Origin of the sequence: Bradyrhizobium sp. BR13661 (assembly GCF_029892425.1) — a bacterium.
Classification (GTDB): Bacteria; Pseudomonadota; Alphaproteobacteria; order Rhizobiales; family Xanthobacteraceae; genus Bradyrhizobium.
This window is the reverse complement of sequence record NZ_JARXWB010000068.1, coordinates 1-8,463: the sequence shown is the minus strand read 5'-3', so window position 1 is coordinate 8,463 and position 8,463 is coordinate 1. Positions and strand designations below refer to the sequence as shown.

Below are 8,463 nucleotides of genomic sequence, written 5' to 3'. Positions count from 1 at the left end.
GCGATCACGATCCGCTGGAAACGGTGATCACGATGCTCTGGAATGTGTGATCACGATGGTCTGGAATCCGTGATCACGATCGGCTGGAACACGCAGCCACTAGCCGCCGTGTGAATCTCAGATGCGTAGTCTCGGTACAACCGGCAGTCCCTACGGGCTGCGGCCGAAGCCATGGATCGCACGTCTCAGTCTGGTCCTTGTCGTCACTCTTGCATGCGCAAGCGGACTTGCAGGTTCGACGCATGGCCGCGTCGTCTCGGGCTCCTCCGCCGCCGAGCGCGCGAATGGGCGCAAATCGGCCTGCCCAGTCCTGGGTCGACGCTCGCCGAACAGGAGGAGAGAGCGCCTCGCGTCCAAAGACACGAAACCACACGACAGACGCGCCCCCAGCTCCACGGCTCTACCCTCTCAGCGCCATGTCTTTCGAACCTGTCCTGATCCACACCTGCTTGCGCAGGCCCTCAGCAAACCGTCGGCCTCGCCGCTGACCCCATAGGCACATCCGCTATGAACTTTCAGCCACGATCGCAGCTCTCAATTGCGCAGCGTCAATTGCCCTTCGATTGCATCGCCCTGCTGTTGCAAGGCGGCGGCGCACTCGGCGCCTACCAGGCCGGCGTCTACGAAGCCCTTGCCGAGGCCAATATTCATCCCGACTGGGTCGCCGGCATCTCGATCGGAGCCATCAACGCCGCCATCATCGCCGGCAATCCGCCGGAGACCCGTGTTGACCGACTGCGCGAGTTCTGGACCCAGGTCACCTCGACGGCGCCTTGGGATTGGTCCGGCCACCCCTTGCTCGATTGGACCCGGAGTGACGCTACGCGCAATCTTGTCAACCAGATGAGCGCCGGCCTTGCAGCCGCCTGCGGTGCAGCCGGATTTTTCTCGGCGCGACCCGTGCTGCCCTGGCTGCAGGCTGGCGGCACCAGTGACGCCACCAGTTTCTACGACACGGCCGCACTCAAGACCACGCTGGAGCGCCTGGTTGATTTCGATCGCTTGAACGCCGGAATGACCCGCTTCAGCGCCGGCGCGGTCAACGTCAGGACCGGCAATTTCGTCTATTTCGACAACACGACCCACACCATCCGACCCGAGCACATCATGGCGAGCGGCGCGCTGCCGCCGGGCTTTCCGGCCGTGGAGATCGAGGGCGAGCACTATTGGGACGGCGGCCTGGTTTCCAACACGCCGCTGCAGTGGGTGATCGAGTGGGGCGCCCCGCAGGACACGCTTGCGTTCCAGGTCGATCTCTGGAGCGCGCGCGGTCAAATTCCGAGCAACATGGCCGAAGTCGTGACGCGCCACAAGGAGATCCAGTATTCGAGCCGCACGCGCGCCAGCACCGATCAGTTCAAACGCGTGCAACGCCTGCGTCGTGCGCTTACCGATCTGCTCGGGCGGCTGCCTGACGATCTCAGCAAGCATGAGGATGTGCAGCTCCTGAGCACGGCCGTGTCCCGAAACGTCTATAACATTGTGCACCTGATCTATCGGACGCGAACCCACGAAGGTCACTCCAAGGATTACGAATTCTCCCGCTTGTCGATGCAGGACCATTGGCGCGCCGGCTACCACGATGCGCTGCGGACGCTGCGCCATCCCGAGGTCCTCGCCCGCCCCTCCAGCCCGGACGGCGTCTTCACCTTTGATCTCGAACAGGACGGCCGTGAGTAGCTAGGCCGACCAATCGAACCTTGTGGAGAAACTCGAATGCGTGAGATCGACGTGAAACAACGTGCCTTTGCGATGCCGCTCACCAATCCCGCCTATCCGCCGGGACCGTACCGGTTCGTGGACCGCGAATATCTGATCATCACCTACCGCACCGATCCGGCCAAGCTGAGAGCGGTGGTTCCTGAGCCGCTGGAGTTCGATGAGCGCAACGCGCTCGTCAAATATGAGTTCATCCGCATGCCAGATTCGAACGGTTTCGGCGACTACACCGAAAGCGGCCAGGTCATTCCGGTCGCATTCCGCGGGCGCAAAGGCGGCTACACGCATTGCATGTTTCTCAACGACGAAGGCCCCATCGTAGGCGGACGCGAACTCTGGGGTTTTCCCAAGAAGCTGGCGCAGCCGACCTTGCGAACCGAGATCGATACCCTGATCGGCACGCTGGACTACGGTCCCCTGCGCGTGGCGACCGGGACGATGGGTTACAAGCATCGCCCCGCGGATCTGGCGCGCGTCAAGGCTGGTCTTCACGAGCCAAACTTCCTGCTCAAGATCATCCCTCACGTCGACGGCAGCCCGCGCATCTGCGAGCTCGTCGAATACCACCTTGAGGACATCGTGCTGAAGGGAGCCTGGACCGGGCCGGCGGCTCTTGCGTTGACGGCTCACGCGCTGGCGCCTGTCGCCGAGTTGCCGGTTCTGGAGATCGTCTCCGCTGTTCACATCCGCGCAGATCTCACACTTGGTCTCGGGAAGGTGGTTCACGACTATCTGCAACAGCCGGTCGGACACTCGCTTCGGGCCAATGAGAGAGCTTTGGTCTTCTAAGACCGAAACTGGCCCGGAACGCAGTTCCGCTACGTCTGGACCCCGCTCGTGGAGAAGCAAATTCCGAACACAATGAAGGCCCCCCGGATGAGCAGAGACGACGTCGTCAACAACATCCTGCTCGCAGCGCAGCCCACCAATGGTCGTGACGATCGAGCAGCTTGCTTCTCTCCCCTGCTCCCGTGCGTGACTCCGTGGCCCGGATCACCGGCGCCAATCTCTGCATGGATGGAGGCTTGACCGCCGCGTAGATCGTCACAGGTCGAACGCGATCAAAGCGCGACGGCACATATTCTCGCAACACGGATTTCCTCATCATGTCCTCTGTCAAAGCCAGCAACGAGTTCAAGGACTCCAGCCGCAGTTCCCCGCTCGACCTTACCGCAGATAAGAGCCTTGTCAGGGCTCTGTACGGGCGCGAGGATACCTTCAATGATGACGTTCTGCCCGGCGATGCGCCGCTGATAGCTCCGAGAGAGTTCTACGCAGCGGTCGTTGGGACCTCCGTCGCACGATCGGAAACCAGCGCGACCGCAACGCAATCGCCGCGGCAAAGCGACAACGTTTCTTCCCTATATCGCCGGGCTAGGCGGGGCTCTGTTGGCCCACTCCGGCATGCCAAGGCGAGGACGGTTGACACAAGTCAATACGAGCAAGGTCGAGCTCGGAAATCATTCGATCTCGGCTAGTCAGCGGAGATGGGTCATGTCACAGCAGAGCAGCATGCATTTCTACCTCAATTGGGCGAAGGAGCGCATCGACGAGATGGACGCCGCGCTTGCCTCGTTCGAAATCAAGGCCGGCGAGGCCAAGGCCGAGTCAAAGATTAAGGCCGACCAGATCATCGCTGATCTGAAGAAACGCCGCGACGAATTCCAGGCGCAGCTCAAGACGCAGGCGGAAGTCGGCGAAGCAGCATGGGCACGCAGCAAGGCAGAGCTCGAGAAGCAGTGGAACGCATTCGAGGCGCAGATGACGACCTACTTCGAGAGCGCGGGCAAGCAGTTCGAGCAACAGCAGACCACGTTCAAAGACATCGCGGCGGCGCAAGCCAAGTCCTGGCGCGAGGCGGCCGAGAAGTTTCGCGAAGCGGCAGGCAAAGTTGCCGCGGCTCACACCGGCGACTTTGACGCTGCGCTCAAGCAGATGAAATCCGACGCATCCGATGCAGAGGCTCGTCTGCAGAAGCTGAGGCAAGCGGGCGGCGAGTCGTGGTCGGTGCTCAGCGCAGCGCTCGCGGAATCCCGCAAGGCATTCGATCAGGCCAACCAGGCGGCTTGGGAGGCGTTGAAGGGCTCAGGCTCGAAGAGCTGAAGCAACAGCTAGACGTTTTCCAGTTGGCAGCCAGTAGGGGAGATGCTTGACAACTCTCCTGGCGGCCCGCCTGCAGTATGGGATCTGTCAGCCAGGCAGGAGGGCGGGGATATTCGGCTCGAAGACCTGAAAGCCGAACGTCCCAGCCTCAACCGCACCAGTTTCGGAGCAGAAACAACCTGATTGGTGCGCAACAAACGCGATCGAAAGCAAAAGGAAAGCCAGAACATCAACGAAGCCGGTCGATATTCCACGATTGCATTCGCCATCACCTAGATCGGCCTAGCGGGATCGAGCGGATGCGCGAACTTGCGCACGAAAGAGAAGTGCCCGTATCTGGTGCGGCGATCCAGCTCGGCCCAAAAAAGATAAGCAAGGTGGTTGATTTCGTTGGTGAGCCCGGCAGGACTCGAACCTGCAACTAGACCGGAGCCGCTGATTAAGAGGCATATGATCTCCTCGGAAAGTCAACGGCCATTCCGACAAACGCCTCCTCAAACCTGTATTGAACCCGCACGAGGTTCTCCTTTTGTCGGAAAGGCTCGCTCAGCAGGTCAATCTCGGCCCGATATTCCGTTCCAATTCGGCGATGGCGCGGCTGAAGCAAGCATGACAGCCAGTGACCGCCCGATTCGTCGTCCCGGAGGGGGATGATGAGATGAACGCGGGCTAAGTCACCTCAGCGACACACTTTGACGTATACGCAGATCTTCTTGAAATTCTCCCAGCGGCACTGCTGCTCCATCCGGCAAACCTTCGCTCTTTCTCCCGGCTGCGTCGCATGCGCAGGGAGTGCACCAACAATCAAAGCCGACATCACCATGAGTGTAAATGCAGTAGCCAGCCTCATGAAGTACTCCTCTTGACTTGACCATTCCGCTTCTGGCCACAGGCCGACGACGGCACGGCAAAAGTAACCTTACGGCCGTTATGATTCAGGCAGCCGTCAATCCAGAATCCCTTTAACACGCCCTGCAGCGTGATGAGCGTACCCTCCCCGTATGGTTTGCCCTTGCGGAACTGCCCCTCATAACGGGCCGCCTGCAAAGTCATGATACCATAGCCATCCGGCTCGCCGCTCACGAGGTCGCCCTCGTAGCGTCCCGTTTTCCAGTCCTGGGTACCCCGTCCCTCTTGACGCCCCTGTTTCCAACCCCCGTCGTCCATCTCGAAGATCCTCCCGCTGCGGAGCCACCGCAGCGTGCCGACACCTTCTGCCAGGCCATTGACGCAGCTGCCTGACCAACTCGCAGCTTCGTCGGCAAGCGGATGAGGATTCCAAACCTTGCAGCCAGTACCAGGGTCAGCAACGAAAGCCCCTGGCAGATTTGACTGTGCTTCGGCCACTGACCAGCCGAGCGATATCCCAATCAGCATTCCAAGGGCTGCTCGCGCCACTCGCCTACTCCCAGCTTTCGTTCGCGCCGCTCAATGCGGAAGTAGTGGCAGCACCACGTCACGCAACAACTGTTCGCGGACATCAATGAACTTATCTCTCACGACGCCATCGCGATCGATCACAAAGGTCAGCGGAAAACCTTCCGGCGGTCCAAACCCGTCTTGTGAAATACGCTCCAGCGTGGACGTCGGATATGCCAATGTCCCGCTGATCTTGCGCATTTTGCCGAAGTCCTCCGGACGGTCCGCGCTGATACCTATCAGCTCCAGTCCTCGTTCGTGATAGCGGCGATAAAATGCGTTGAGAACTGGCAATTCCCTCCGGCAGGGAGCGCACCATGTTGCCCAGTAGTTGACCAGCACGACCTTCCCGCGCATTTTGCCGAGATCGAGGGTCTCGCCACCGAGCGCGGACACAATGAGAGGCGGGGCTGCCTCATCGATCGCGGGGGCGGCGGAGGCAGCGCCCCACATCGCCACCGCGATGATGCCGGCAACAAGAGGCACCGTGCGCCTGCTGCGCGCTCTAATCGGCATTCCCTTCTCCAGTCGATCCGAGGCTAGAAATTGTAGCTCGCCACGGTCTTGAACATGTAGGGCGCAATGAGCTGCCCCTGGCTGCCCTTGTCGTTGATCGCAGCGTTGGTCCGATAATAGATCGGAATCTCGACATCGACATAGAACTTGAAGACCCGCTTGTGCTCTTCATCGAGAACCTTCGTGAACTCGATGCCGGGAGAGATCATGAGGCGGTCGAATCCGGTATTGAGCGGGTCGGAGGCTGGGCCGCTATCGCGTTGCCGATGGGAGGCGATGAGTTGCACCAGCGGGGCAATCTTATCAAAGCCAAGCACATTATAAAAATTGTTATAGACGATGCCGCCGGCAGCATCAATCTGGTAGCCAGGCTTGTAAAGCTCGTTCAGCCCCGAATCTGGATTATACGCTGACTGATACAGAAATGGCTGCTGCCACCTGATCTGAGAAAAATATTGCCAAGCGTTGTCGCCCGTGATCATTCCACGATGGAAGGCGCCGAGGATGAGGTCGGTGCTCCCGGAGCCGATCTGGGTATCGCGATCCAACCCGGTAGCGGTAAACGTCCCGGTCGGCAGCTTCAATCCAAAGATGATCCCGGTCGATAGATCTTTCGAGAAGCCGGTGTACATTCCCATGACTTCGACATCGCCGAACGAGCGTGATTTGAAAGTCTGCGGGGTGGCTGGGTCGTTCGGGAAGTTGGTATCCGTGGTGAAGGACCGATTGACGTAGGGAACGCGGACAGTGACGCCCCAGTCACGATTGAACATGTATTGAAGCCCGACCGTGAACCAGTCAGTCCGAACTTGCTTATCGGAATTGGCGCCTGCCGGCCCCTTCGATCCGCCAATCCAGTTCTTGTTCTGATCAGAATGCCACCATTCTGTGAATATCCTGCCGCCATGGTCGTCTTCCTGAGGCAGCAAGCCGCCGCCAACGTCAAAAACACTGCAGCCGCAAGCACAGGCATTCGCCGGCGCTGGCGCCAGCACCACGATGAAGCCGAAGGCCAAGACGAGAGGCATAACGAGACTCAGCGCCTGTCGGACAAGCTGGGAGCTGTGGTTGTGAGGATTGATGAACATATCTTCTCCAGTCAGGTCTGGGGGAGCATGCATGGTCAAAACCAGGCGCACGCTGCTGTTACGAGATTTCGGGAAGAGTCTGGCCAGACTGCTGGGTTGCGGCCTCGGCTCCCTCTGTTCAGGTCATGGTCGTGCTAAGAACTGTCATAGGATCGTTAGTTCACGACTAACCTCAGGAGCGGAACGTCGAAATCCGCCGGGCCGTCAATGAAGAAACGGATAGCTCAGGACCAGGATGGCTCAGGTGGTCTGAGGGGGTGCTCGCGCCTGCCTGCTCGTGTCGAGAAGCGAGGCTATCCCGCCGGGCATTTGCCCGGACCAGTCGACGCTCGTGCAGACGGCTTGCGGCGCCGAGATCGCGGTCAACTGCGGTACATTGAGCCACCCATCCCCTTGGGCAGCTACACAGCAGAGAGGGCAGCCATCGTCGCATCCGTGGCCGCTATCATCGCCGTTTGGAGACGAGGCATCGGATCCGTGGTGGCATATTTTATCCGACCACGCCCAATCAGATACGGCTCCGGCAATCGCAAACGTAGCGACGATTGGCGCCAGAACCTGAATGGCCAGCGCCACTAAGAGAACCGGAAGAAAATTTCGCAGCCGTTGGCGCATCTGCCCACCTAGTACCTCTGCACAGAGGTTTTGACGGATTGATCTGTAGCTTGCAGAACGGGGAGGTCTTCGGGTGGCACGACGATCTCGATGCTGCGTGAGGCGCCTGGCGTTCTGCGAATGAAGCCGTTGCGCTCGAGGGTGAGGATCATCTGGTGCACGGTCGGCGGCGTGACGCCGAAAAACCGTTGAATGTCGCGTTCGGCCGGCGGCAGCCGATTGACACGGATATAGGCATCGATGAACGCCAGATATTGGCCCTGCTTGGCGGTGAAGCGGGGCGCAGCTTTGCCAGACATTTGATTCATCAGCAGATTCACCTCGGCCTCCACGATGGAGGCCACGATGAATGTACGATATCACGTCAAGCTGACCAGGGACGAGCGGGCGGAACTCAGATTGCTGCTGCAGGGCGGCCCGCTGGCGGCGCGCAAGTTCAAGCGCGCGCAGATCCTGCTGGCAGCGGATGCAGGGATGAGCGACGACGACATCGCCACCAGCGTGGGTATCGGCGCCTCGACGGTCTATCGGACCCGACGACGCTTTATCGAAGGGAATCTGACCGCGGCCTTGAGCGAAGAGCCTCGTCGCGGGGCGGAACGCAAGCTCACGGAGAAAGAGGAGGCGCTGCTGGTGGCCACCGCCTGTGCAAGCCCTCCGACAGGCCGTGCGCGCTGGACGCTGGAGCTTCTGGCCGACGAGATGGTCAGATTGACGTCTCACGAGGGACTGTCGCGAGAAACGGTGCGGCGGCGCCTGGCCGAAAACCACATCAAGCCATGGCGCAAAAGCATGTGGTGCATCCCAAAGGTCGATGCGGAGTATGTCGCGCAGATGGAGGATGTGCTCGATCTCTATGCCGAAGCGGCCGATCCGCAGCGGCCTGTGGTCTGCTTCGACGAGAGCCCGGTCCAACTCATCGGCGAGACCCGTCAACCGATTCCCGCCAAGCCGGGCCGGATCGAGCGTTACGATTACGAGTACCGACGCAACGGCACGGCCA

8 protein-coding genes and 1 pseudogene are annotated in these 8,463 nt (G+C 60.2%); 5 read left to right on the top strand and 4 right to left on the bottom strand.

The window, feature by feature from the left end; genetic code table 11:
* Nucleotides 1-507: 507 nt before the first annotated feature.
* The 4 genes and pseudogenes from M2427_RS41810 (at nucleotide 508) to M2427_RS41795 (ending at nucleotide 3,822) form a co-directional block, all read left to right on the top strand.
* A complete protein-coding gene (locus M2427_RS41810) occupies nucleotides 508-1,680 on the top strand; it encodes a DUF3734 domain-containing protein (protein ID WP_012041683.1) in 1,173 nt (390 codons plus the stop codon).
* A 36-nt stretch (nucleotides 1,681-1,716) separates the two neighbouring features.
* Entirely contained in the window at nucleotides 1,717-2,508 is a 792-nt protein-coding gene (locus tag M2427_RS41805; protein ID WP_012041682.1) for an acetoacetate decarboxylase, read from the top strand.
* A 30-nt stretch (nucleotides 2,509-2,538) separates the two neighbouring features.
* Nucleotides 2,539-2,759: pseudogene (locus tag M2427_RS41800) on the top strand (3-hydroxybutyrate dehydrogenase); the annotation flags it as partial.
* A gap of 454 nt (nucleotides 2,760-3,213) precedes the next feature.
* Nucleotides 3,214-3,822, top strand: coding sequence for a hypothetical protein (locus M2427_RS41795; RefSeq protein WP_041750394.1), 609 nt, complete (start codon nucleotides 3,214-3,216; stop codon nucleotides 3,820-3,822).
* A gap of 846 nt (nucleotides 3,823-4,668) precedes the next feature.
* Here the strand turns inward: M2427_RS41795 and M2427_RS41790 are convergent.
* From M2427_RS41790 to M2427_RS41775, 4 genes are all read right to left on the bottom strand, one after another.
* Nucleotides 4,669-5,220, bottom strand: a complete 552-nt coding sequence (locus M2427_RS41790; RefSeq protein WP_148221407.1) for a hypothetical protein — start codon at nucleotides 5,218-5,220, stop codon at nucleotides 4,669-4,671.
* A gap of 30 nt (nucleotides 5,221-5,250) precedes the next feature.
* Complete coding sequence (locus M2427_RS41785) at nucleotides 5,251-5,757, bottom strand: TlpA disulfide reductase family protein (protein ID WP_012041678.1); 507 nt, start codon at nucleotides 5,755-5,757, stop codon at nucleotides 5,251-5,253.
* A gap of 23 nt (nucleotides 5,758-5,780) precedes the next feature.
* A complete protein-coding gene (locus tag M2427_RS41780; RefSeq protein WP_041750393.1) occupies nucleotides 5,781-6,845 on the bottom strand; it encodes a hypothetical protein in 1,065 nt (354 codons plus the stop codon).
* Nucleotides 6,846-7,468: 623 nt separating this feature from the next.
* The gene (locus tag M2427_RS41775; RefSeq protein ID WP_307769121.1) at nucleotides 7,469-7,780 is read right to left on the bottom strand and encodes a helix-turn-helix domain-containing protein; all 312 of its coding nucleotides are present in this window, start codon (nucleotides 7,778-7,780) and stop codon (nucleotides 7,469-7,471) included.
* Nucleotides 7,781-7,805: 25 nt separating this feature from the next.
* On the opposite strand from M2427_RS41775, the gene M2427_RS41770 reads away from it, so the two are divergent.
* Nucleotides 7,806-8,463, top strand: a 658-nt coding sequence (locus M2427_RS41770) for an IS630 family transposase (protein WP_280712535.1), incomplete at its 3' end; no start/stop codon positions are given.

Excerpts from the sequence above, each read along its gene's own strand:
- M2427_RS41810 (WP_012041683.1), top strand. The coding sequence starts at position 508 with ATGAACTTTCAGCCACGATCGCAGCTCTCAATTGCGCAGCGTCAATTG.
- M2427_RS41805 (WP_012041682.1), top strand. The coding sequence starts at position 1,717 with ATGCGTGAGATCGACGTGAAACAACGTGCCTTTGCGATGCCGCTCACC.
- M2427_RS41795 (WP_041750394.1), top strand. The coding sequence starts at position 3,214 with ATGTCACAGCAGAGCAGCATGCATTTCTACCTCAATTGGGCGAAGGAG.
- M2427_RS41785 (WP_012041678.1), bottom strand. The coding sequence starts at position 5,757 with ATGCCGATTAGAGCGCGCAGCAGGCGCACGGTGCCTCTTGTTGCCGGC.
- M2427_RS41780 (WP_041750393.1), bottom strand. The coding sequence starts at position 6,845 with ATGTTCATCAATCCTCACAACCACAGCTCCCAGCTTGTCCGACAGGCG.